We start from the raw sequence: 20,581 nt of genomic DNA on the forward strand, positions 1-20,581 counted from the left end.
TTACCCCTTCATCCGATTGACGTCATCAACCGCAATCGTGCCGCGTCCGCGGAAGTAGATCACGAGAATGGCAAGCCCGATGGCTGCCTCTCCCGCCGCCACAGTCAGCACGAACATAGCGAAGATCTGGCCGACGAGGTCGTGCAGGAACGCGCTGAACGCGACGAAGTTGATGTTCACCGCCAGCAGGATCAGCTCGATCGCCATCAGGATGACGATCACGTTCTTGCGGTTGAGGAAGATGCCCAGCACGCCAAGCACGAACAGGATCGAGCTGACGGCCACATAGTGTTCGATACCAATCACAGCGTCACCCCCTGGCCGACAACCGGCTTGACGTTGACCGTCGCCTCTTCCGGACGGCGCGCAATCTGGCGGCCCACATTCTGCCCGCGCGTATCGCCGCGCTGGCGGTGCGTCAGCACGATCGCGCCAATCATGGCGACAAGCAGGATGATCCCCGCCGCCTCGAACAGGAACAGGTAGCGCGTGTAGAGCAGCGCACCGATCGCGGCCGTGTTGGAAAGCCCTTCCGGGGTCGCCGCATTGCCGCTCGACACGCCAAGCTGCAGTGCGCCGGCGTGCCAGACGCCGAGGCCAAGGCCGAGTTCGACGAGCAGCACCAACGCGATCAACAGCCCCAGCGGCGCATTCTTGATGAACCCGGCGCGCATCTCCGAAAAGTCGATGTCGAGCATCATCACGACGAACAGGAACAGCACCGCGACCGCACCAACGTAGACAATGACGAGCAACATCGCGATGAATTCGGCGCCGATCAGCACCATCAGCCCCGCCGCGTTGAAGAACGCGACGATGAGCCAGAGCACGGAATGAACCGGATTGCGGGCGAAGATCACGGAGATCGCGCTGAACAGCATGATCGCCGTAAACATGTAAAAGGCGAAGGCCTGGATCATGATCTGAAATCCATTTGGGGGCGGCCCCTAGCGGTACGGTGCATCGGCTTCAAGGTTCGCGGCGATGGCCCGCTCCCACTTGTCCCCGTTGGCGAGCAGCTTGGCCTTGTCGTAAAGCAGCTCCTCGCGCGTTTCGGTCGCGTATTCGAAGTTCGGACCCTCGACGATGGCATCGACCGGGCAGGCTTCCTGGCAGAAGCCGCAGAAGATGCACTTGGTCATGTCGATGTCGTAGCGCGTGGTGCGGCGCGATCCGTCGTCCCGCGGTTCCGCCTCGATGGTGATCGCCTGCGCCGGGCACACCGCCTCGCACAGCTTGCACGCGATGCAGCGCTCTTCGCCGTTGGGATAGCGGCGCAGCGCGTGCTCACCGCGGAAGCGGGGCGAAAGCGGGTTCTTCTCGAACGGGTAGTTGATCGTCGCCTTGGGCTTGAAGAGGTACTTCAAGGTCAGCCAGTGCGCCTTCACGAACTCCCACAGCGTGAAGCTCTTGATGATCTGTCCAAGCGTCATTGCCCGAAATCCACTTCGCTGTCCTCGTCCTTCGGCGGCTTGCGGCTAGGGTCCACGCACGAACCCGTCACGAACCAAGTCGGCTTGATCAGCGCTGGCCGTTCCTGACGGGAAAGCACGAGACCCGCCACGCCCTTGTCCAGATCAATATTCGTCAACTCGACCCACAACCAATGATCGGAACCGTTCTCCAACGTCTGCCGCAGTGAATAAGGCCAGAGCAACCGGCGCGCCTCGGTCGGGCCTTGCGCCCCCTTCAAGGGACCCGGCTTGCCCGTCTCGACCGAGTAGCCGGTCAAATCGTCGCCGCGATAGGCAAACAGGTCGGCCTTGCTCAGATCATCCGGCTGCGCCACCGGAAAGCTGACCGCGAAGGGAGCAGCCCCCCGCGTAGACTCCCAAGCCGCCTGGGTCGGCTCGCTCAGCGTCGACAGCTTGGCCGGCGGATCGTCGAACGTGCACTGGAATGTCGCCACCGCCGAGGCGGCGGCAAGCATGGCAAGCCCAATCATGCCGCAACCCCATACCGCGTCGCCATCAGATACCCACTGATCGCGAACACGAAGAACAGCGACAGCGGCAGGAACACCTTCCAGCCCAGCCGCATCAGCTGGTCATAGCGGTACCGCGGCACGGTCGCCTTCACCCAGCTGAAGATGAAGAAGAAGAACAGGATCTTGAGCAGCAACCACACCAGCCCCGGCACCAGATAGAGCACCGGAATATCGAGCGGCGGCAAGTACCCGCCCCAGAACAGCGTGGCGTTCAGCGTGCACATCAGCAGCACGTTGGCATATTCGCCAAGCCAGTAGAGCGCGAAGGCCATCGACGAGTATTCGGTCTGGTAGCCCGCGACGAGCTCGCTCTCGGCTTCGGTCAGGTCGAACGGCGCGCGCGCGGTTTCGGCCATGCCGGAGATCAGGAACATCACCCAGACCGGGAACAGCAGCGGGTTCGCCACGAAGCCGTTGATGATCCAGACGTGGTCCTTCTGCGCCTTGACGATATCGTTCAGGTTGAACGAGCCCGCCCACAGCACCACGCAGATGAGGATGAAGCCGATCGAGACTTCATAGGAAATCATCTGAGCTGAAGCGCGCATCGCACTGAAAAACGGGTACTTCGAGTTGGACGACCAGCCCGCGATGACCACCCCGTAAACCCCCAGCGACGAGATCGCGAGGATATAGAGCAGGCCGACATTGATATCCGCCAGCACCGCGCCCGAATTGAACGGGATCACCGCCCAAGCCATCAGCGCCACGGTGAAGGTGATGATCGGCGCGATCAGGAATAGACCCTTGTTCGCCGCCGAAGGAATGATGGTTTCCTGCAGGAAGACCTTCAGGCCGTCCGCGAACGACTGGAGGATGCCAATCGGCCCCACCACGTTCGGCCCCTTGCGCAGCGCCATCGCCGCCCAGATCTTGCGGTCGGCATAGATCACGAGCGCCACGGCCAGCATGACCGGCAGCGCGATCAGCAGAATTTCGGCGATCGTCGAGACCGTCCAAGCCGCCTCGAACGAGAGGCCCGTCCACTGGAAAAACGGGATCATTCCGCGGCCTCCGCAAAGCTCTCACCATGGAGCAGTTCTGCCGAGCAGCGCTGCAGTGTCGGGCTCGAACGCGCGATGGCGTTGGTGAGGTAGTGGTCCTTGATCGGGTAGCCCGCGATCACGCCTTCCGCCTTCGCGCCAGCAGGTGCGGCAGGCAGCGCTCCATAGTCGGCAAGGCCTTCGGTGCCGAGCGCAGGCACTTCGGCGACCATCGCCGCGCGCAGTTGCTCAAAGCTGTCGAAGCCGACCGAGACACCCAGCGCATCGGCCATCGCGCGCAGGATCGTCCAGTCCTCGCGCGCATCGCCCGGCGCGTAGACCGCGCGTTCGGAATACTGCACCCGGCCCTCGGTGTTGACGTAAGTGCCGTCCTTCTCGGTGAAGGCAGCAGCCGGCAGGATCACATCCGCCGCATGCGCTGCCTTGTCGCCGTGATGGCCGATATGCACGATCATCGAACCGGCAAACGTGGTGTAATCCACCTCGTCCGCACCCAGCGAGATCACCAACTTCGGCTTCGCGGCCACCAGATCACCCAGCCCGCCCGGCTGAGCATATCCCAGCATCAGCCCGCCCATGCGGCTTGCCGCCATGTGCAGCACATTGAAGCCGTTCCACTCGTCGGTAACCAGCTTGAAGCGCTCGGCAAAGGCAAGGCCCGCTTCAAGCGCGCCCTTGGCCAGCCCAGCGCCGCCAATGATGATCGCAGGCTTCTTCGCCCCCTCGAACGCGGCGACAACTTCCGCCGGCACATCATTGAGAATGGCGGAATCTTCGCCGAGGAAAGTAGCCGGATAGGTCGGCTCCCACGCCGCGCCGATCACGAAGACCTTCGCGCCCTTCTTGGCCGCCTTGCGCAAGCGCGTGTTAACCAGCGGCGCTTCATCGCGCACGTGGCTGCCCACAATCAGGATCGCGTCCGCTTCCTCGATGCCGTTCAGCGTCGAGTTGAACGCCACTGCAGCCATGTTCGTCGTGGTATAGGCAAGGCCGGTCTGGCGGCCTTCGAGCAGGCTCGAACCCAGCGCGCGCGCCAGAGCCTTGGCCGCAAACATCGTCTCGCAATCAACCTGATCGCCAGCAACCACGGCAACCGAAGCGCCCGGATTGATCCTGGCGACAGCGTCAAACGCCTCGGCCCAAGTCGCGGCTGTCAGCTTGCCGTCCTTGCGCAGCCACGGCTTGTCGAGGCGGCGACGGGTCAGGCCGTCCACGACATAACGCGCGCGGTCCGAAAGCCATTCCTCGTTCACGTCATCGTTGACGCGCGGCAGGATGCGCAGCACTTCGCGGCCCCGGCTGTCGATGCGGATGTTGGAGCCGACCGCGTCGGACACATCGATGCCGAGTGTCTTCTTCAATTCCCACGGCCGCGCTTCGAACGCATAGGGCCGCGAGGTCAGCGCGCCGACCGGGCACAGGTCGATCACATTGGCCGAAAGCTCGTGCTTCGCCGCGCCTTCAAGGTACGTCGAAATCTGCATCGCTTCGCCGCGATAGAGCGCGCCGATCTCGTCCACGCCCGCGATCTCTTCCGAGAAGCGCACGCAGCGGGTGCAGTGGATGCACCGCGTCATCGTCGTCTTGATCAGCGGCCCCATGTACTTCTCGGTCACCGCGCGCTTGTTCTCGTCATAGCGCGAGGCACCGCGGCCATAGGCGACCGACTGGTCCTGCAAATCACACTCGCCGCCCTGATCGCAGATCGGGCAATCGAGCGGGTGGTTGATGAGGAGAAACTCCATCACCCCTTCCCGCGCCTTCTTGACCATCTCGCTGTCGGTGCGGATTTCCTGGCCTTCGGAGGCCGGCAGCGCGCACGAAGCCTGCGGCTTCGGCGGCCCGGGCTTCACTTCGACGAGGCACATGCGGCAATTGCCCGCGATGGACAGCCGCTCATGATAGCAGAACCGGGGGATTTCCTTCCCCGCCAGCTCGCACGCCTGCAGGACCGTCGCGCCCGCAGGAACCTCGAGCTCTACGCCGTCTACCTTGACCTTTGGCATTACTCTGCCGCCTCCGACATTTCTGGCCGAACATTTTCCTCGATCCGTCGTTCCAGCTCGGGCCGGAAGTGGCGGATCAGGCCCTGGATCGGCCAGGCGGCCGCATCGCCGAGCGCGCAGATCGTGTGGCCTTCTACCTGCTTGGTCACCTGCTGCAGCATGTCGATTTCCTCGACCGCCGCATCGCCGGTGCGCAGGCGTTCCATCACGCGCCACATCCAGCCGGTGCCTTCACGGCAAGGCGTGCACTGGCCGCAGCTTTCGTGCTTGTAGAAGTAGGACAGACGGCTGATCGCGCGGACGATGTCGGTGGACTTGTCCATCACGATCACCGCCGCTGTGCCGAGGCCCGAGCCGACCGCGCGCAGGCCATCAAAGTCCATCGGCGCGTCCCAGATTTCCGCTGCCGGAACGAGCGGCACCGAGGAACCGCCGGGGATCACCGCCAAGAGGTTGTCGCGCCCGCCGCGGATGCCGCCGCAGTGCTTCTCGATCAGCTCGCTGAACGGGATCGACATCGCTTCCTCGACCACGCAGGGCTTTTCGACGTGCCCGCTGATCTGGAAAAGCTTGGTGCCCTTGTTGTTGTCGCGCCCGAAGCTGGAAAACCATGCGGCACCGCGCCGCAGGATCGTCGGCGCAACCGCGATCGATTCCACGTTGTTGACCGTCGTCGGGCAGCCATAGAGGCCAGCACCTGCCGGGAACGGCGGCTTGAGGCGCGGCTGGCCCTTCTTGCCTTCGAGGCTCTCTATCATCGCGGTCTCTTCACCGCAGATGTAGGCGCCCGCGCCCCGGTGGACGAAGACGTCGAAGTCATAGCCCGAGCCCGAAGCGTTCTTGCCGATCAGGCCCGCGTCATACGCTTCCTGCACGGCAGCAAACAGCGTCTCGGCCTCGCGGATATATTCGCCGCGAATGTAGATGTAGGCCGCCCGCGCGCGCATCGCGAAGCCCGCGACAAGCGCGCCTTCGATCAGCTTGTGCGGATCGTGGCGGATGATCTCGCGGTCCTTGCACGAACCCGGTTCGGATTCGTCGGCATTGATGACGAGGAAGCTCGGACGGCCGTCCTTGCTTTCCTTGGGCATGAACGACCACTTCATGCCGGTGGGGAAGCCCGCACCGCCGCGCCCGCGCAGACCCGAGGCCTTGATTTCCTCGATGATCGCGTCCTGGCCGCGCTCCATCAGGGCCTTGGTGTTGTCCCAATCCCCGCGCGCTTGCGCCGCCTTCAGGTTCCACGGCTGGTAGCCGTAGAGATTGGTGAAAATCCGGTCCTTATCAGCGAGCATCGTTCGCTCCGTTCTTCGGCGCATCACCACGCGTCGCGAAGGCAATCAGCAGTGCGGCCACGCCAATAGCCCAGCTGCCGAGCGAGCCATTCCGCGCGAGATCGAGCATGCCCAGCGCCATCAACACGGCACCAACGGCGATCAGGATGTGCTTCATGCCCATCACCATTCCCCCCGGTAATCGTGGTTCGCATCAACCATCGCGGTCAGCGTCGTCGGCCCGCCGAGCGGCTCGACCGTGTGGCGCCCCGGCGCCTGCGTTCCGGTCTTGGGCTGCTTGCCCGCGGCGAGGTCATCGAGGATGCGCGTCATGTCCGCCGCGGTCAGGTCCTCGTAGTTGTCGTCGTTGATCTGGACCATCGGCGCGGAGGCGCAGTTGCCCATGCATTCCACTTCGGTCAGCGTGAACACGCCGTCGTCCGTCGTGTGGCCCTTGTGCAGCCCGCGCGCCTTGCACGCCGCCAGAATGTCGTCAGACCCGCGCAGCATGCACGGCGTTGTCCCGCAGACCTGCACGTGGAAGCGGCCGATCGGGGCGATGTTGTACATGGTGTAGAATGTTGCGACTTCGACCACGCGGATGATCGGCATGTCGAGCTGCTTGGCGACATATTCCATAACCGGAATCGGCAGCCAGCCCTGCGTGTTCTCTTCCGCGCCCACCTGGCGCTGCGCCAGATCGAGCAGCGGCATCACGGCGCTGCGCTGACGGCCAGCCGGATAGCGCGCGATGATCGTCTTGGCCTTCTCTGCATTCTCCGCCGACCACGCAAAGGCGCCCCAGCGCGCGCGCAGTTCGGGGGTATCAGGTTCGATATGACGGTCAGCCATCAGCGAATGAACTCCACGCGAGAGCACTTCTCGCCTTCGAAAGAATAGACCGCGACAACGTCGAACGGCTCGACCAGCGCCGAACCATCGGTCGCAGGTCCGCGCGTCACATGTTCGCGCATCAGCACGTAGGTGCCGATGGCCTGCGCATCGACGATCTCGGCATGGTTCTGCGGCCAGCGCGCAAACGCGGCGGCAAGGCCGGAACGCGTCCCTTCCTTGCCTTCCCGCACGACAGCCCCGCGATAGTTCGCCTCGCAGGCGTCGTCGGTCATGTACGAGACGTAAGTGTCCACGTCCTGCGCGTTGTAGGCGGCAATCATGGCCTTGGCGGTGGCGAGGTTGCTCACCGGTCGCACTCCCCGAAAACCACGTCGATGGCGCCGATGATCGCGGTCACGTCGGGCAGCATGTGGCCCTTGGTCATGAAGTCCATCGCCTGCAGGTGGCTGAACGCGGTCGGGCGGATCTTGCAGCGATAGGGCTTGTTGGTGCCGTCGCTCACCAGATAGACGCCGAACTCGCCCTTGGGGCTTTCCGTCGCGACATAGACTTCGCCCGCCGGCACGTGGAAGCCTTCGGTGTAGAGTTTGAAGTGATGGATCAGCGCTTCCATCGACTGCTTCATCTCACCGCGCTTGGGCGGCACGACCTTGCGGTCGGTGCTCGAAACCGGGCCTTTGGGCATTTCCGCAAGGCACTGCTTCATGATGCGGGCCGACTGGCGCACTTCCTCAACGCGGACCATGAACCGGTCATAGCAATCGCCGCGCGTGCCCACCGGCACTTCGAAGTCCATGCGGTCATAGACGTCGTAGGGCTGGCTCTTGCGCAGATCCCACGGAATGCCCGAGCCACGGATCATCGGACCCGAGAAGCCCCAGGCAATTGCATCATCGCGGCTGACAATGGCGATATCGACATTGCGCTGCTTGAAGATGCGGTTGTCCACCACAAGGCTCATCGCATCATCGAACAGCTGCGGCAGGCGCGTATCGAGCCAGTCGGCAATGTCGGTCAGCAGCTTGAGCGGCACGTCCTGATGCACGCCGCCGGGGCGGAACCACGCCGCATGCATGCGCGCGCCCGATGCGCGTTCGAAGAAGTTGAGGCAGTCCTCGCGGATCTCGAACAGCCACAGGTTCGGCGTCATCGCGCCGACGTCCATGACGTGGCTGCCGAGGTTCAGCATGTGGTTGCAGATGCGCGTCAGCTCGGCAAACAGCACACGCAAATACTGCGCCCGCAGCGGCACTTCGATGTTGAGCAGCTTCTCGACCGCCAGCACATAGGAGTGCTCCATCGCGAGCGGCGAGCAATAGTCCAGCCGGTCGAAATACGGGAGCGCCTGGAGGTAGGTCTTGTGCTCGATCAGCTTTTCGGTGCCGCGATGGAGCAGACCGACATGCGGATCGACGCGCTCGACGATCTCGCCATCGAGCTCCATCACCATGCGCAGCACGCCGTGCGCGGCCGGGTGCTGGGGCCCGAAGTTGATCGTGTAGTTGGTGATGACCTCGTCGCCGGTGGTGGGCGACTGTTCAAGGCTCAGGCTCATGCCTTGTTCCCTTCAGCCTTTTCATCGCCGGGCAGCACATAGTGTGCGCCTTCCCATGGGCTCATGAAGTCGAATTGCCGGAGGTCCTGCGCCAGCTCGACCTTCTCGTAGACGACGCGCTTGTCCTCTTCGGAATAGCGCAGTTCGACATAGCCGGTCAGCGGGAAGTCCTTGCGGAACGGATGGCCCTGGAAGCCGTAGTCCGTCAGGATGCGGCGCAGGTCCGGGTGTCCGGCAAACAGCACGCCGTAAAGGTCGTAGACCTCGCGCTCGTACCAGCTTGCGTTCGGCCACAGCCCGGTAACGGTTGGCACCGGAGTCGCCTCATCGGTCGAAACCTTGACGATCAGTCGGTGGTTCTTCGTCAGCGAGAGCAGGCAGTAGACCACCTCGAACCGCTCGGGCCGCGAGGGATAGTCCGCACCCGCGATGTCCATCAGTTGCTGGTATTCGTGGGTGTCGCGCAGCGCGCGCAGCACGTCCACGATCCGCTCGCGCACGATGTGGATGACGATTTCGCCATGCTGCTCGATCGCCGAAACAACGTCGGCACCCAGCGCGGCAGTCAGCGTTTCGAGCACCCCGTCGAAGGGCGAATAGCGCGGGGCGGAATGAAGCACGGTCATGTCAGCAAACCCCTCAGCGCTCGATCGTCCCGGCGCGGCGGATCTTCCGCTGCAGCTGCATCACGCCATAAAGCAGCGCTTCGGCGGTCGGCGGGCAGCCGGGGACGTAGATGTCGACCGGCACGATGCGGTCACACCCGCGAACCACCGAATAGCTGTAGTGGTAATAGCCGCCGCCGTTCGCGCAGCTGCCCATCGAGATGACGTACTTGGGGTCCGACATCTGGTCGTAGACCTTGCGCAGCGCCGGGGCCATCTTGTTGCACAGCGTGCCGGCCACGATCATCACGTCCGACTGGCGCGGAGAAGCGCGCGGGGCGACGCCGAAGCGCTCCATGTCATAGCGCGGCATGTTGACGTGGATCATCTCGACCGCGCAGCAGGCAAGGCCGAAGGTCATCCACCACAGCGAGCCGGTACGGGCCCACTGGAACAGTTCCTCGGTCGAAGTGACGAGGAAGCCCTTGTCCGAAACCTCGGCGTTCAGGCTGTCAAAAAACGCGGCATCGGGCGCACCGGGAAGGTCCGCCGCCGTTGCCGGGATGATCGAAGATTGCGGCGCAGAGGGTGTCATTGTGCTCATTCCCAGTCCAACGCCCCTTTCTTCCATGCGTAGATGAAGCCGATGACCAGTTCGAAGAGGAACACCATCATCGTGCCCCAGCCGGCCCAGCCGCTCTGCTTCAGGCTTACCGCCCAGGGAAACAGGAAGGCAGCTTCGAGATCGAAGATGATGAACAGGATCGCCACGAGGTAGAACCGCACGTCGAACTGGCTGCGCGGATCCTCGAACGCGGGGAAGCCGCATTCATATTCGCTGAGCTTTTCGGCGTTGGGGTTGTGCGCGCCCGTCAGCCGCGACACGCCCATGGGGAGGAACACGAAAACGCACGAAAGCGCCAACGCGATGCCCAGGAAGATGAGGATCGGCAGATATTGCGCGAGATAGGGCAGTGATTGGGCCAAGGGGCTGACTCGCCTGTTTCTATGTCGCCCGCGCCCTAGTCCCGGCAGGCGTCCCGCGCAAGTGCGGCATAGCCCGATGAGGCTCAAATATCTCGCTTTTGTCTGTGGATGACGGGCATTTCGGCAGTTTTCCGCGCCATCCGGCACTGCATACGAATGATCAGGAAGTGATAACGATTTGCAGTATCACAATCCTTGCCATAGGAAGACCGGCCAGGCAGCCAGCGCCAGCAAGGTCCCTAATGGTAGCATTGTGTCCGGCGTAATCCGCTGACCAGCGCGCCAAAGCACCGCCGCAATCGCCAGACCACCAAGGCTCGCCACCAGCAATGTATGGATCACGCCGAGCGGGCCGAGCCAAAGCCCGATCGCGCCCAGCAGCGGCGGATCGCCGCCACCGAGCCCCTCCTGCCCGCGCCACGCGAGATAGCCCTGCCCCAGCAGCCAAAGTGCCGCAAACCCGAACACCCCGCCCACCATCGACTGCACGAGGATCATCACGTCATTGGCCCAGTACCCCATGACCAGTGCGAAAAGCGCGCCGCTCGCCCCCAGCAGTGCAGAAAGCTGGCGCGGCAACCACAGGTGCCTCAAGTCCAGCATCGCCAGCAGCAGCAATTGCCAGCCAAGCAGCATCGCCCAGATCGGAAAGTAGCTGAGCAGCACGGCAATCGCGCCGATCAGCGCTGCGCCCACTTCGGATGCAAGCTGCCAGCGATCGATGGCCGAGCCGCACTCCCGGCACTTGCCGCCCTGGATCACCCAGGACAGCACCGGGATCAATTCAAAGGGTTCAAGCTGCTTGTCGCAGGTGTCGCAGGCCGAGCGGTCTGCCACGATTGGCCGCCCGTCGGGCAGGCGAATGAGTACGACGCCCATGAAGCTGCCGATCACCGCTCCGAGGACCATGGCAGCAAGGATGAAAACTACGGTCAAGCCCAACACCCTGCATAGCTTTGCGTCATGCGCGCGAATTGAATTCGTCATTCCCGAAGGCTACATGAAACGACACAGCCCGGGGCCTGGCGCGGTCCCTTAACACAGGAATAGTTTCCAATGGCCCAATTCTCCGCTGCCGATCCGGTTGTCATCCTGTCCTTCGCGCGCACCCCGATGGGCGCGATGCAGGGCGCCCTCGCAGATGTCTCCGCCACCCAGCTTGGCGCCACAGCCGTCAAGGCCGCGGTCGAGCGTGCCGGGATTGCGGGCGAGAAGGTCGACCGGATCTACATGGGCTGCGTCCTCCCCGCCGGGCTCGGTCAGGCCCCGGCGCGTCAGGCTGCGATCCATGCGGGGCTTCCCGCCTCGGTCGAGGCAACGACGGTCGGCAAGGTCTGCGGCTCGGGCATGCAGGCGATGATCATGGGCGCCGAAGCGCTCGCTTCGGGCAGCATCGACATGGTCGTCGCGGGCGGCATGGAGAGCATGACGAACGCACCCTACCTGCTCAAGAAGCACCGCTCGGGCGCGCGCATCGGCCACGATACGGCCTATGACCACATGTTCCTCGATGGCCTTGAAGATGCCTACGAGCCCGGCCGCGCCATGGGCACCTTTGCGCAGGATACCGCCAACGAATACCAGCTGACGCGCGAGCAGCAGGACGCCTACGCCATCGAATCCCTGCGCCGCGCCCAGACCGCGATTGCCGAAGGCGCTTTCGCCGCTGAAATCGCCCCCGTCACGGTCAAGTCGCGCGCCGGTGAGACCGTGGTCGATACCGACGAAGCGCCCGGCAAGGGCAAGCCGGACAAGATCCCGGCTCTCAAGCCCGCCTTCGCCAAGGACGGCACGATCACTGCGGCAACCTCATCGTCGATTTCGGACGGCGCCGCCGCGCTGGTGCTGACGCGCGAGAGCGTCGCAGCCGCCGATGGCCTGGCTCCGGTCGCCCGCGTCGTCGCCATGGCCGCGCATGCACAGGCGCCGAAGGACTTCACCACCGCTCCGGTGGGCGCAATCACCAAGCTGCTGGACCGCGCCGGTTGGAGCGTGGCGGACGTTGACCTGTTCGAAGTGAACGAAGCCTTCGCCTGCGTCGCCATGTTCGCGATGCACGACCTCGGCATCCCGCACGAGAAGATCAACGTCCACGGCGGCGCCACCGCGCTTGGCCATCCGATTGGTGCATCGGGCGCGCGCATCGTCACCACGCTCATCGGCGCGCTCCAGCGGCACGGCAAGAAGCGCGGCGTTGCAAGCCTCTGCATCGGCGGCGGCGAAGCGACAGCAGTCGCGATCGAGCTGGTCTAAGCGAGAATCCTTAGGGGCCTGCGAAAGCGGGCCCCTATTCCGCGCCCCAGACGGCGGCCTTGGCCACGAAGCCGCGCTTGCCGTCGATATCGAACTTGCACCAGGCCGGGCCGCAATCGCCCAGCTTGCCTGTCACACCGGGCTCAGCCCGCCACAGCAGACGGCCGGTGCCATCGGAATTCTCCCGGATTTCCGCGATTGCGCCCTTCACCGTGGCAGTACGCGCGCGTGTTAGGAACTGCGCGAGCATCCAGCCGCGCGCACCGTCGACATCCTGCACAAGGCGCCAGCCGCCAATGATCCGCAGCACCTTCATCGGCAGCCCCGCGCGAACATAGACCCAGCTGATGCGGTATTCGCGCCCCGGACCCACGCGCAGATTGGCAGGCTGGCCACGCAGCGAGGCCCAGTAGGGGCCACTATCGTCGTCTGCCGCGCGCGCGGGCGCGGACATCAGCGCCGAGAGCAGGATCAGGATCGCAAATCGCTTTCCGGGCAGGGGCACGCTCAACTTTCCTCCATCATCGCTGCCCGGTCTGCGATACAGCATTCGTCGAACCGGGCAACCGGGTGCTTGACCGGAAGCGTTGAGGCGGCATAGCGATAGGCCATGTCCGCTACCGCTCACAGCACCGACTACCGGCCCACTCGCCGGATCGAAGGACGCCCCCGCGTCTTCGTTACCCGCCGCCTGCTGCCCGAGACCGAGGCGCGCATGTCCGAGCTGTTCGACGTGACACTCAATCCCGACGACCGCCCGCTTTCGCAGGACGAAATCCGCGCCGCGATGCAGGAAGCGCATGTCCTTGTTCCTACCGTCACGGACCGCATCGACGCCGAACTGATCGCCTCTGCCGGCCCGCAGCTAGGCCTCATCGCCAGCTTCGGTGCGGGCACCGATCACATCGACCTTGCCGCCGCCCGCGCGCGGAAAATCCTCGTCACCAACACGCCCGGCGTCTTCACCGATGATACGGCAGACATGACGATGTCGCTGATTATCGCTGTTTCGCGCCGCCTTGCCGAAGGTGGCCGGGTGATCCGCTCGGGCGATTGGGCCGGTTGGGCGCCTTCCACGCTGCTTGGCCACCGCATTTCGGGAAAGCGCCTTGGCATCATCGGCATGGGCCGCATTGGCCAGGCCGTTGCCCACCGCGCCCGCGCCTTCGGGCTCGAGATCGTTTACAATAACCGCCAGCGCCTGCCCGAAGCGTTCGAGCGCATGGTGGGCGCGCGCTATGAGGGCGATATCGACACGCTGGTGCGCGAATCCGATATCGTCACGCTGCATTGCCCCTCCACGCCCGAGACGCACTTCATCATGGACGCGCGCCGCATCGCGCTGATGAAGCCCGAAGCCTATCTCGTGAACACCGCGCGCGGCGATGTGGTGGACGAAAACGCGCTGATCGAGGCGCTGCAGGCTGGCCGTATCGGCGGCGCCGGGCTCGATGTCTTCGCGCACGAACCCAAGATAGACCCACGCCTCCTCGCACTCGGCAACGTTTCGCTCCTCCCGCACATGGGCAGCGCAACTTTCGAGGGGCGAACCGCCTCGGGGGACAAGGTTATTGCCAATATCCGTTTCTGGGCCGATGGACATCGTCCGCCCGATCAGGTCCTCGAAGGCTGGGCGTAAGACCTAAGCGAATCGCGTGGGGGAGTAAGTCAATGAAGAAGGTCTTCGCGGTGGCTCTTGCCGCCGCCGCGCTCGCGCTGCCCGCGCTTGGCCACGCACAAGCCGCGGAAGCCGTCGATGCGGCCGATAGCGGTGATACTGCATGGCTGCTCGCCTCCTCGGCGCTCGTTCTGCTGATGACACTTCCCGGCCTCACGCTGTTTTACGGCGGCCTCGTCCGCGCGAAAGGCTTCCTCGCCGTCGCGATCCAGGTCGGCGCGATTGCCGCAATCAGTTCGCTGTTGTGGATCGTGGTGGGCTACACGCTCGCGTTCGGCCCGGTTTCGAGCGGCTGGCTTGGCGGCGGTTCGGCGTGGATGCTGGGCCAGCTCGGCAATGTCCGCGAAGGCACGCTCATTCCCGAAAGCGGTTTCGCGCTGTTCCAGATGATGTTCGCTGCGATCACGCCTGCACTGATGGTCGGCGCATGGGTCGATCGCGCCCGGTTCGGCTGGGTCGTCGCGTTCTGCGCGCTGTGGGGCCTCATCGTCTATGCCCCGGTTGCACACTGGATTTGGGGCGGCGGCTGGCTGGCATCACGGCTCGGCACGATGGACTTTGCCGGCGGCATCGTCGTCCACACCACCGCGGGCGTTTCCGCGCTGGCCGCTGCGCTGCTCCTCGGCAAGCGCACCGGCTTTCCGCGCATGCAGATGCTGCCGCATTCGCCAGCGCTCACCATGATCGGCGCAGCCATGCTGTGGGTCGGCTGGTTCGGCTTCAACGGCGGCTCCTCGCTGACCGCGACCGATGACGCGGCCTCCGCCATCATCAACACCCACGCTGCAGCTTGCGCCGCCGCGTTGGCCTGGCTCGCGATCGAAAAGATCAGCATCGGCAAGCCCACCTCGGTGGGCTTTGCCACCGGCGCGGTGGCCGGTCTCGCCACCGTCACCCCGGCTGCCGGCTATATCGCTCCGGGCGCGGCCATCCTCTTCGGGCTCGCCGCAGCGGCGGTGTGTTATCCGATGATCCTGCTGGTCAAGCGCCGGCTGATCATCGACGATTCGCTCGATGTCTTCGCCGTTCACGGCATGGGCGGCATTGTCGGTTCGCTGCTGCTGGCAGTGTTTCTCGAACCCTCGCTCGGCGGAATCGGGTATAACGCGGGCATGGGCCTTACCCGCCAGCTCTTCGCGCAGGCTGCCGGTGTCGGCGTGGTCGCCGCATGGAGCGCGCTCGGCACCGTGATCTGTGCTCTTGCCGTCGCCATGGTCATCCCGATGCGCGTGACCGAGGACGAAGAGCGCGAGGGCCTCGACCTTACCAGCCACGGCGAACGCGCTTGGGAGTTCGAGTAACGTGGGCCGCAAGGCCCGCCTCGCTGCGTTTATCGAGCAGGTCTGGAATCAGGGCGAGGCTACGGCCGTCGAGGCCTATCTCGCCCCGGCCTATACGATCCACCACGATCCCGGCGACCCGTGGGAAGGCCGCACGCTAGACCCTGCGGGCTTTGCTGAACGCCTGATCCAGTCGCGGGCCCCCTTCCCGGACCAGCGCTTCACCGTGCTGCGGATGGCGGAAGACACAGATGCGGTGATCATGACATGGACCTGGGAAGCGACGCACCTCGGCGATTTTCCCGGCTTTCCCGCCACCGGCAAGATCATCCGAATGTCCGGTGCGACCGCCTATGGGTTCGATGAGGCTGACCGCCTGACCGGTCACTGGCAGATTGCCGACCGCCTCGGCGTTTTTCAGCAGTTGCAGGCTAACCGGGGTTAACCCAGCTCCTCGCGCAGCAGTTCCAACACTCTGCGCACCGCGCCGCTGGAGCTTGCCATTTCGAAGTGCTTGCAGGGCACTTCCACCACCCGGTCGGCCTGCCCTGCCTCACCCGAAGCGCTGCGCGGTGCGACAATGCCGTCGCGCTTCGACCACACCGCAATCGTGCGCACGGACGGCTTCACCGCCGGATCCTCAGGGAACGGCACGGCGTCCACCTTGTGATCGTTGAGCGCCTCATAGACGCGCCAGGCGTTGTTCGCCCGGCGGTCACCGGAAAACGGCGAACCCAGCGTCATTACCAGTCGGCACGCTTCGGGATGGCGCTGCGCCAGAACGCGCGCAAACATGCCGCCGAGGCTCCAGCCGATCAGCACGACCGGCTCACCCGCTCGCTCCGCCAGTTCGCAGACTTGCTCTTCCAGCCGCGCGATCTTGGCGGGTTGGGCGCCGGTGTTGACACCCTGCCCCCAGCCTTCGACCACGAACCCGGCCTTTTCCAGCGAATGGCGCAGCAGCGCAGTCGCACGATCCGAGGAAAGCAGCCCCGGAACGACGATGACCGGGCGCCCACGGCCAAACGGGGCGACCGCGACCGGCGGGCGCAATGGCGCCGCGTGGATCTTGGGCAAAGCGAGGAATTCGAGCGCCCAGCGCCAGCGCGGCGGCGCTTTTGCCGAAACTGGCTTCGCCTCTGCCGCCACGCCTTCAGTCACCGGTCAGGATGCGGTCAACCAGCTGCTTCACGGTGGGCGTGAAGTTGTTGGAATAAAACGGGTCCTGCTTGAACCGATAGGCCGCGTGTCCGGCAAACATCAGGTTCTCGTCAATCGGCCCGCCATGCGCGATGTCTTGCAAGGTCTTCTGAATGCAGAAGCTGCGCGGATCGGCGAGGCGTCCGGTCGTGTAGTCGTCGTGGTCCTTCCACGAGGAGAACCCGCAGTGCGAGAGGCAGCCCATGCAGTCCTTCTGGTCCTGCTGGATTTCCCCGCGCTCCGCCGTAGTCACGAAAACGATCGTATCGTCCGGCGTGCGCAGAGCATGGGTAAAGCCCGCACCGTACCACGTGCGTGCACGGTCGCGATCCGCCGGCGTCACCCAGAAATTCTTGCCCTTCACGCCCACGTCGAGCTGCACGGTGTGCTCGCCCGCCGAGACCTTGGAGTAGGGAATCTGTCGCTCGCTGCGGGCTTCGAGCGCGCGCAGGAACGGGTTGCGGACGGCCGAGGAATAGAAGCCCGTCGGCGAGAAACGGTGAAGCAGCACGTCGCCCGGCTCCAACGTGCGCAGGTGGTCCTTCCAAGCCTGCGGGATCGGGCTTTCCTGCGTCAAGAGCGGCCGTGTGCCGAACTGGAAGGCAATGCTGCCAAGCTCGGGATTGTCGATCCAGTTGTCCCATTCACGCAGAAACCAGACCCCGCCAGCCATCACGATCGGCACCGAATCCGGCACACCTTCGGCCCGCATCACATCGCGCAGCACTTTCACACGCGGGTACGGATCTTCCGGCTTCTTGGGGTCCTCGGCATTTGACAGGCCGTTGTGGCCGCCTGCCAGCCACGGATCTTCATAGACCACCGCGCCGAGCAGTTCGGGCACCTTGTGATAAGCCCGCTTCCACAGCGCGCGAAAAGCGCGGCCGGAGGAAACGATCGGCAAGTAGTTCACCGCATAGCGCGCGGCGATTTCCGCCAGCTTGTAGGGCATGCCCGCGCCGCAGGTCACGCCTGCCACGAGGCCGCGGGTCTTTTCCAGCACGCCCTCGAGGATCGGCTGCGCGCCGCCCATTTCCCACAGCACGTTGATGTTGATCGCGCCCTTGCCGCTCGCCAGTTCATAGGCGCGCCGCACCTGCTCGACCGCGCCATCGATGCCGTAGCGGATCAGCTGTTCATGGCGTTCCCGGCGCGTCAGCTGGGTATAGACTTGCGGGATGATCTTGCCGGTTGGATCGTAGCTATCCGCGTTGACCGCACTAACCGTGCCAATGCCGCCCGCGGCGGCCCAGGCGCCCGAGCTCATGTGATTGGTTGCAGCAACACCCTTCCCACCCTCGATGAGCGGCCACACTTCGCGGCCACCATAGCGGATCGGACTCAAACCCTTGAACGCAGACATCATCTTCCCTTAGACACCCCCAACCTTGCCATCGGCGCCCTTGGCACCAGCATGGCACGATCGCATCCGGCTCGGCTCAGGCGGCCCGCTGCCCGCGGGTACAAACTGAGCATAATAGCCTGATACATCCGGCTTACGGCGAAACGCAGACAAGCGAAAGCCCGCTGTCTCGAATTCGCAAAAAAGGAGCGCAGGCGGCGTACCGTGCTGGTCGGTAGGCCGGTCTGCATCAACCACGATGACCGCCCCGCCCGGCTTCAGTGCGGGCCACAGCCGCCACAGGAAGGGATAGGGCTCGGCGATCTCGTGGTACATGTGAATCATGAACACCCGGTCGAAGCTGCGCACCGGCAGACCGGGATCGTCTGGCGCGCCCTGCTTGATCGATACTGTCGTCAGCTGCTCGCGCTCGATCCGCGCGCCAAGGCGCCCCAGCGCGCCTTTATCGATGTCCTGCGCCAGCACGCGGCCCTTTTCGCCGACGCGTGCCGCCAGGCGCACCGTGTAATAGCCCTCACCTGCACCGATGTCCGCGACCGTCATGCCAGGGGCCACTTCGGCATCGTCCATCACGCTTTGCGCTTCGCCCTGCCTGTCGCGCAATTCCTCGTTCGACCACTGTGTCGACACGACTTTCGCCACCAGGCGATCCGCGCGCGGAAACGCGCGGTTCTGCGGGGCGCGATCAGCGTCTCCGGCATCTGCCGCGTGGCAGGCCGAGAGCACCATCAGCCCGGCCGAAATGGCCGCAAGCCGTGTCAATCGTCGTCTTCCACCGTCACCTTCTCGCCCGTCACCCGCTGCGCAAGCGCGGCGGCCATGAACGGATCGAGCGCGCCATCGAGCACGTCGGTCGGATTGGTGCTGACCACGCCTGTGCGCAGGTCCTTCACCTGCTGATAGGGCTGCAGCACATAGGAACGGATCTGGTGGCCCCAGCCGATTTCGGTCTTGGCGGCATACTCGCCGCTCGCCGCTGCTTCTCGCTTGGCGAGTTCGGCTTCATAGAGCCGCGCCTTCAGCATCCCCATCGCGGTCGCGCGGTTCTTGTGCTGGCTGCGGTCGATCTGGCTCGCCACGATGATGCCCGAAGGCACGTGGGTGATGCGCACGGCCGAGTCGGTCGTATTGACGTGCTGCCCGCCCGCACCCGAGGCGCGGTAGGTATCGATCTTGAGGTCGGCCGGGTTGATCTCGATCTCGATGTTGTCGTCGATCTCGGGGTAGACCCACACCGAACTGAACGAGGTGTGCCGCCGTGCCGAGCTGTCATAGGGGCTGATCCGCACGAGCCGGTGAACGCCGCTCTCGGTCTTGGCATAGCCATAGGCGTTCTCGCCCTTGATCAGCAGCGTCGCGCTCTTGATGCCGGCGGCTTCACCAGCGTGATAGTCCAGCAGGTCGACCTTGAACCCGTGCCGCTCGGCCCAGCGCGTATACATGCGCTGGAGCATTTCGGCCCAGTCCTGGCTCTCCGTACCGCCCGCGCCGGCATGGACTTCGAGGAACGCGTTGTACCCGTCTGCCTCGCCCGCAAGCAGCGCCTGGACCTTGTCCGCATCCGCCCGCTCAGCCAGCGCGGCAAGGCTCGCAAGCCCTTCCGCGACGGTCGCGTCATCGCCTTCCATCTCGCCAAGCTCGATGAACTCGACAGCATCGGCCATTTCGCGGCTGATCTCGTTCACCGTGCCGATCGACGCTTCAAGCCTGCGGCGCTCGCGCATCACCACTTCGGCCTGCTTGGGATCATCCCACAGCTTCGGATCCTCGACCCGCGCATTGAGCTCGTCGAGGCGGCGGACTGCACGGTCCCAGTCGAGGAACTTGCGCACAAGGCGCAGCGCAGCCTCGATGCGGTCAATATGGGCCTGCCCTTCGGCACGCATGACGGTTTTTACTCCAGATTGCGGGAGCCCAGCCGCTTAGCGAAGCGGCGCGCCTTGTAAAGGGCGTAAGGGCTCCGGAGGCCAGTTCCGGCCCGCGCTTAGCCCTTCTTGAGCTTCTGGACCGCTTCCAGCGTCAGCTTGACGTGATCCTTGTAGTCCATATCCGAATGAACCAGCACGATCTTGCCGGTCTTCGAAATCACATAGCTCGTCCGCTTGGTCAGCCCGCTCGAGATGCCCGCAACCTTGAGCGACACGTCATAGGCCTTGATCACGTCCTTGGTGGCAGTGGCCACCGCGAACTTGTCACGGCATTCGGCGGTGGAGAACTTCTGCAGGGTGGGCAGATCATCGTTCGACATGCCGAGCACGGTAGCGCCGGCCTTGGCGAAATCCGCCGTCGCTTCGGCAAAGGCGTGCGCTTCCATCGTGCAGCCCGAAGTGAACGCCTTGGGGTAGAAGTAGAGCACCACCGGCCCCTTCTTCAGCAATTCCTTGAGGTTTACCTTCATCTGCTTGCCGGCCAGCGCGCCCATCGTGGTGAAGTCCGGCGCGGCGGTGCCTTGCGCGAGTTCCGCATTCGCAGCGGCGGGGACAAGGAGGGCGAGCGCCGCGGTAGCGGCCAAAACATGCTTGATCATGGATCGA

24 protein-coding genes and 1 pseudogene are annotated in these 20,581 nt (G+C 64.4%); 4 read left to right on the top strand and 21 right to left on the bottom strand.

Going from position 1 to position 20,581, the window contains the following annotated elements; all coding sequences use genetic code 11:
• From nuoK to NSE01_RS03445, 15 genes and pseudogenes are all read right to left on the bottom strand, one after another.
• Positions 1-306, bottom strand: coding sequence for an NADH-quinone oxidoreductase subunit NuoK (gene nuoK / locus NSE01_RS03380; protein ID WP_147158224.1), 306 nt, complete (start codon positions 304-306; stop codon positions 1-3).
• Positions 303-920 carry an NADH-quinone oxidoreductase subunit J gene (locus tag NSE01_RS03385; protein WP_147158225.1) on the bottom strand — a complete coding sequence of 206 codons (618 nt, stop codon included), beginning with the start codon at positions 918-920 and terminating at the stop codon, positions 303-305. The genes nuoK and NSE01_RS03385 overlap by 4 nt, the downstream gene beginning before the upstream one ends.
• A 27-nt stretch (positions 921-947) precedes the next feature.
• On the bottom strand, positions 948-1,433 hold the full coding sequence (gene nuoI, locus NSE01_RS03390) for an NADH-quinone oxidoreductase subunit NuoI (protein ID WP_147158226.1): 486 nt from the start codon (positions 1,431-1,433) through the stop codon (positions 948-950).
• Positions 1,430-1,945, bottom strand: coding sequence for a hypothetical protein (locus tag NSE01_RS03395; protein ID WP_147158227.1), 516 nt, complete (start codon positions 1,943-1,945; stop codon positions 1,430-1,432). The genes nuoI and NSE01_RS03395 overlap by 4 nt, the downstream gene beginning before the upstream one ends.
• Positions 1,942-2,991, bottom strand: coding sequence for an NADH-quinone oxidoreductase subunit NuoH (nuoH, locus tag NSE01_RS03400; RefSeq protein WP_147158228.1), 1,050 nt, complete (start codon positions 2,989-2,991; stop codon positions 1,942-1,944). Before nuoH ends, NSE01_RS03395 begins: the two co-directional genes overlap by 4 nt.
• The gene (gene nuoG, locus NSE01_RS03405) at positions 2,988-4,997 is read right to left on the bottom strand and encodes an NADH-quinone oxidoreductase subunit NuoG (RefSeq protein ID WP_147158229.1); all 2,010 of its coding nucleotides are present in this window, start codon (positions 4,995-4,997) and stop codon (positions 2,988-2,990) included. Before nuoG ends, nuoH begins: the two co-directional genes overlap by 4 nt.
• Complete coding sequence (gene nuoF, locus NSE01_RS03410; protein WP_147158230.1) at positions 4,997-6,292, bottom strand: NADH-quinone oxidoreductase subunit NuoF; 1,296 nt, start codon at positions 6,290-6,292, stop codon at positions 4,997-4,999. Before nuoF ends, nuoG begins: the two co-directional genes overlap by 1 nt.
• Positions 6,282-6,449 (bottom strand): hypothetical protein, encoded by a 168-nt coding sequence (locus NSE01_RS21135; protein WP_170233749.1) that lies wholly within the window; start codon positions 6,447-6,449, stop codon positions 6,282-6,284. The genes nuoF and NSE01_RS21135 overlap by 11 nt, the downstream gene beginning before the upstream one ends.
• A gap of 5 nt (positions 6,450-6,454) precedes the next feature.
• Positions 6,455-7,123 (bottom strand): complex I 24 kDa subunit family protein, encoded by a 669-nt coding sequence (locus NSE01_RS03415; protein WP_147158231.1) that lies wholly within the window; start codon positions 7,121-7,123, stop codon positions 6,455-6,457.
• Positions 7,123-7,473: a nuclear transport factor 2 family protein gene (locus NSE01_RS03420; RefSeq protein WP_147158232.1), complete on the bottom strand. Its 351-nt coding sequence runs from the start codon at positions 7,471-7,473 to the stop codon at positions 7,123-7,125. Before NSE01_RS03420 ends, NSE01_RS03415 begins: the two co-directional genes overlap by 1 nt.
• Positions 7,470-8,681: an NADH-quinone oxidoreductase subunit D gene (locus NSE01_RS03425; RefSeq protein WP_147158233.1), complete on the bottom strand. Its 1,212-nt coding sequence runs from the start codon at positions 8,679-8,681 to the stop codon at positions 7,470-7,472. Before NSE01_RS03425 ends, NSE01_RS03420 begins: the two co-directional genes overlap by 4 nt.
• Positions 8,682-8,695: 14 nt before the next feature.
• A pseudogene (locus NSE01_RS03430) lies at positions 8,696-9,307 on the bottom strand (NADH-quinone oxidoreductase subunit C); the annotation flags it as partial.
• A 13-nt stretch (positions 9,308-9,320) separates the two neighbouring features.
• Positions 9,321-9,881: a NuoB/complex I 20 kDa subunit family protein gene (locus NSE01_RS03435; RefSeq protein ID WP_170233750.1), complete on the bottom strand. Its 561-nt coding sequence runs from the start codon at positions 9,879-9,881 to the stop codon at positions 9,321-9,323.
• 5 nt (positions 9,882-9,886) lie between these two features.
• Entirely contained in the window at positions 9,887-10,261 is a 375-nt protein-coding gene (locus tag NSE01_RS03440) for an NADH-quinone oxidoreductase subunit A (RefSeq protein ID WP_147158368.1), read from the bottom strand.
• Between the two features lie 198 nt (positions 10,262-10,459).
• Positions 10,460-11,209: a prepilin peptidase gene (locus NSE01_RS03445; protein WP_170233751.1), complete on the bottom strand. Its 750-nt coding sequence runs from the start codon at positions 11,207-11,209 to the stop codon at positions 10,460-10,462.
• Positions 11,210-11,329: 120 nt separating this feature from the next.
• On the opposite strand from NSE01_RS03445, the gene NSE01_RS03450 reads away from it, so the two are divergent.
• Positions 11,330-12,526, top strand: a complete 1,197-nt coding sequence (locus tag NSE01_RS03450; RefSeq protein WP_147158237.1) for an acetyl-CoA C-acyltransferase — start codon at positions 11,330-11,332, stop codon at positions 12,524-12,526.
• A gap of 34 nt (positions 12,527-12,560) precedes the next feature.
• Here the strand turns inward: NSE01_RS03450 and NSE01_RS03455 are convergent, their stop codons facing one another.
• Positions 12,561-13,031: an SH3 domain-containing protein gene (locus NSE01_RS03455; RefSeq protein ID WP_246135010.1), complete on the bottom strand. Its 471-nt coding sequence runs from the start codon at positions 13,029-13,031 to the stop codon at positions 12,561-12,563.
• 105 nt (positions 13,032-13,136) lie between these two features.
• On the opposite strand from NSE01_RS03455, the gene NSE01_RS03460 reads away from it, so the two are divergent.
• From NSE01_RS03460 to NSE01_RS03470, 3 genes are read left to right on the top strand one after another with little or no spacing between them, the layout of a single operon-like run.
• Positions 13,137-14,165, top strand: coding sequence for a 2-hydroxyacid dehydrogenase (locus tag NSE01_RS03460; protein ID WP_147158239.1), 1,029 nt, complete (start codon positions 13,137-13,139; stop codon positions 14,163-14,165).
• A gap of 32 nt (positions 14,166-14,197) precedes the next feature.
• Positions 14,198-15,505 carry an ammonium transporter gene (locus NSE01_RS03465; RefSeq protein WP_147158240.1) on the top strand — a complete coding sequence of 436 codons (1,308 nt, stop codon included), beginning with the start codon at positions 14,198-14,200 and terminating at the stop codon, positions 15,503-15,505.
• A 1-nt stretch (position 15,506) separates the two neighbouring features.
• Complete coding sequence (locus NSE01_RS03470) at positions 15,507-15,929, top strand: ester cyclase (RefSeq protein ID WP_147158241.1); 423 nt, start codon at positions 15,507-15,509, stop codon at positions 15,927-15,929.
• Here NSE01_RS03470 and NSE01_RS03475 read toward each other — a convergent pair.
• From NSE01_RS03475 to NSE01_RS03495, 5 genes are all read right to left on the bottom strand, one after another.
• Positions 15,926-16,645, bottom strand: a complete 720-nt coding sequence (locus tag NSE01_RS03475; protein WP_147158242.1) for an alpha/beta fold hydrolase — start codon at positions 16,643-16,645, stop codon at positions 15,926-15,928. The genes NSE01_RS03470 and NSE01_RS03475 overlap by 4 nt on opposite strands.
• Positions 16,638-18,047 carry an NAD(P)H-dependent flavin oxidoreductase gene (locus tag NSE01_RS03480; RefSeq protein ID WP_147158243.1) on the bottom strand — a complete coding sequence of 470 codons (1,410 nt, stop codon included), beginning with the start codon at positions 18,045-18,047 and terminating at the stop codon, positions 16,638-16,640. Before NSE01_RS03480 ends, NSE01_RS03475 begins: the two co-directional genes overlap by 8 nt.
• A 9-nt stretch (positions 18,048-18,056) precedes the next feature.
• Positions 18,057-18,809 (bottom strand): class I SAM-dependent methyltransferase, encoded by a 753-nt coding sequence (locus NSE01_RS03485; protein WP_246135011.1) that lies wholly within the window; start codon positions 18,807-18,809, stop codon positions 18,057-18,059.
• Positions 18,806-19,933: a peptide chain release factor 2 gene (gene prfB / locus NSE01_RS03490; protein ID WP_147158244.1), complete on the bottom strand. Its 1,128-nt coding sequence runs from the start codon at positions 19,931-19,933 to the stop codon at positions 18,806-18,808. Before prfB ends, NSE01_RS03485 begins: the two co-directional genes overlap by 4 nt.
• Positions 19,934-20,031: 98 nt before the next feature.
• Positions 20,032-20,574 carry a peroxiredoxin gene (locus tag NSE01_RS03495; RefSeq protein WP_147158245.1) on the bottom strand — a complete coding sequence of 181 codons (543 nt, stop codon included), beginning with the start codon at positions 20,572-20,574 and terminating at the stop codon, positions 20,032-20,034.
• Between the last annotated feature and the right edge of the window lie 7 nt (positions 20,575-20,581).

It is taken from the genome of Novosphingobium sediminis, assembly GCF_007991615.1.
Taxonomy (GTDB): Bacteria; Pseudomonadota; Alphaproteobacteria; order Sphingomonadales; family Sphingomonadaceae; genus Novosphingobium; species Novosphingobium sediminis.

Excerpts from the sequence above, each read along its gene's own strand:
- NSE01_RS03385 (WP_147158225.1), bottom strand. The coding sequence starts at position 920 with ATGATCCAGGCCTTCGCCTTTTACATGTTTACGGCGATCATGCTGTTC.
- nuoI (WP_147158226.1), bottom strand. The coding sequence starts at position 1,433 with ATGACGCTTGGACAGATCATCAAGAGCTTCACGCTGTGGGAGTTCGTG.
- NSE01_RS03395 (WP_147158227.1), bottom strand. The coding sequence starts at position 1,945 with ATGATTGGGCTTGCCATGCTTGCCGCCGCCTCGGCGGTGGCGACATTC.
- nuoH (WP_147158228.1), bottom strand. The coding sequence starts at position 2,991 with ATGATCCCGTTTTTCCAGTGGACGGGCCTCTCGTTCGAGGCGGCTTGG.
- nuoG (WP_147158229.1), bottom strand. The coding sequence starts at position 4,997 with ATGCCAAAGGTCAAGGTAGACGGCGTAGAGCTCGAGGTTCCTGCGGGC.
- nuoF (WP_147158230.1), bottom strand. The coding sequence starts at position 6,292 with ATGCTCGCTGATAAGGACCGGATTTTCACCAATCTCTACGGCTACCAG.
- NSE01_RS21135 (WP_170233749.1), bottom strand. The coding sequence starts at position 6,449 with ATGAAGCACATCCTGATCGCCGTTGGTGCCGTGTTGATGGCGCTGGGC.
- NSE01_RS03415 (WP_147158231.1), bottom strand. The coding sequence starts at position 7,123 with ATGGCTGACCGTCATATCGAACCTGATACCCCCGAACTGCGCGCGCGC.
- NSE01_RS03425 (WP_147158233.1), bottom strand. The coding sequence starts at position 8,681 with ATGAGCCTGAGCCTTGAACAGTCGCCCACCACCGGCGACGAGGTCATC.
- NSE01_RS03435 (WP_170233750.1), bottom strand. The coding sequence starts at position 9,881 with ATGACACCCTCTGCGCCGCAATCTTCGATCATCCCGGCAACGGCGGCG.
- NSE01_RS03450 (WP_147158237.1), top strand. The coding sequence starts at position 11,330 with ATGGCCCAATTCTCCGCTGCCGATCCGGTTGTCATCCTGTCCTTCGCG.
- NSE01_RS03460 (WP_147158239.1), top strand. The coding sequence starts at position 13,137 with ATGTCCGCTACCGCTCACAGCACCGACTACCGGCCCACTCGCCGGATC.
- NSE01_RS03465 (WP_147158240.1), top strand. The coding sequence starts at position 14,198 with ATGAAGAAGGTCTTCGCGGTGGCTCTTGCCGCCGCCGCGCTCGCGCTG.
- NSE01_RS03480 (WP_147158243.1), bottom strand. The coding sequence starts at position 18,047 with ATGTCTGCGTTCAAGGGTTTGAGTCCGATCCGCTATGGTGGCCGCGAA.
- prfB (WP_147158244.1), bottom strand. The coding sequence starts at position 19,933 with ATGCGTGCCGAAGGGCAGGCCCATATTGACCGCATCGAGGCTGCGCTG.
- NSE01_RS03495 (WP_147158245.1), bottom strand. The coding sequence starts at position 20,574 with ATGATCAAGCATGTTTTGGCCGCTACCGCGGCGCTCGCCCTCCTTGTC.